The sequence below is a fragment of the Streptomyces sp. NPDC032161 genome, from assembly GCF_040636995.1.
Lineage (GTDB): Bacteria > Actinomycetota > Actinomycetes > Streptomycetales > Streptomycetaceae > Streptomyces.
On sequence record NZ_JBEZVN010000117.1, the window covers coordinates 1 to 1510 of the forward strand.

Here is a 1510-nt window from a genome sequence, read left to right on the forward strand (position 1 = left end):
CCGCGAACCCCAGATCCCCACCCCTGAACCGCCACGACTCCCGGCACACCACCAACCTGTCCACCGCCACCCGCGGCACATGGTCCGCGTCGGGGAGCAGCCGGAACATGTCCATGGCCAGGGTGGTCAGCACATGGCCGAACACATCGGTGACGGCGAACTCGCCGCCGTCCGGAAGCAGCGCGACCAGCCGGCCCCCGCGTCGGGTGACGTGGGCGTCGGCACTGAGTACGGTGCGGTCCCGGTGCGGGTCGGCGGTGAGCTCCAGCAGGGCGATGTAGTAGTCCTCCGGCCGGACCAGCACATTGCGCACCCGGACGGACAGCCGCGACTTGTGTTCCTTGGGCAGCAGCGGCAGCAGCCGGGGGCCCGGATGGTCCTGGCCGGTCAGCCGGAGGAGTTCGTCCGGATCGGGGTGCTGGCTGACGAAGAGCGAGGCGCCCACGGTGTTGGACGCCAGATGCAGTTCGCCCAGGACCAGTTCGAAGTCGCCGTTGCCGACCGACTCGGTGTCGCGGGCGACGATCAGCACGTCGGGGCTGAGGTAGCGGGCGGCGGTCCAGGCCGCGGGGGCCGGGGGGAACGCCTCGGCCACCCGTGGTGCGATCGCGGAGTGCGTCGCCCGGACATGGCGGGCACCCTCCGGGACGGGAATGATCCGTGCCCAGCGGCGCTGGAACTCCGCCAGTACCTCCTCGGCGTCCGTGACCGCGGCCCCGTGCAGGATCGGCATGCAGGCGAACCAGAAGTCGGCGAGGTTGACCCGGTCCCCGCCGGAGGCGGCGGCCAGCTTCTCGTAGACCTCGACGGCCCGCCGCTCCACCCGGGCGCCGAGCTGCGACATCAGCCAGGCGGCGCTGGTCATCAGCGGGTCCAGGGGCGCCATGGCGTCCAGCACGTCGCGGCCGACACGGGCGGTGGCGGAGCGTCGGGTGTCGGAGTAGACCAGCGACCGGTTCGGGGCGGTATGGGTGCCCTTGGCGCGCTGGGAGGCGGTGTCGGTGATCCGGGTGAAGTCCTCCTCCAGCGCGGCGAGCGCCTCGCACAGCGCACCGGCGTCACGACCGGCCGCCTGCACCCGGTCCCGTCCCCGCTCCAGCACCTCCAACGGCTCCAGCGCACCACGCCGCAGCACCGGATCACCCACCCGCTCCAGGATGGACCGCAGCTCCCGGTCCGGATGCGGCCCGGAGGGGACCTCCAGCCGCCAGGTCACCCAGCGGCGGCGCACCAGTTCGGCCAGTGCGGCGGTCACCTCGGCGGGCGGTACGCCCAGTGCGCGGGCCAGTTCGCCCGGCGGCCGGCGGCCGTCCACCAGCCGGAGCAGGACCACCAGCTGGGGTGGCGCCTGCTGCGGGGCGCGGCCGGGGACGCGGACGGGTCCGTCGTCGGAGTCGGCCCGGATGTAGGGCATCCGGCGCGGGGGGATCCAGGCCATCAGCCGTTCGTCGGCCGACAACGTCCTGGCCAGCGCGTCGATCGACCAACTCGAGAAGAACACCGACGACGA

The 1510-nt window shown here is 73.2% G+C and carries 1 protein-coding gene; it reads right to left on the bottom strand.

Annotation, left to right across the window (positions count from 1 at the left end; all coding sequences use genetic code 11):
- Positions 1-1510, bottom strand: a 1510-nt coding sequence (locus AB0E67_RS36455; protein WP_362035159.1) for a lantibiotic dehydratase, incomplete at both ends; no start/stop codon positions are given.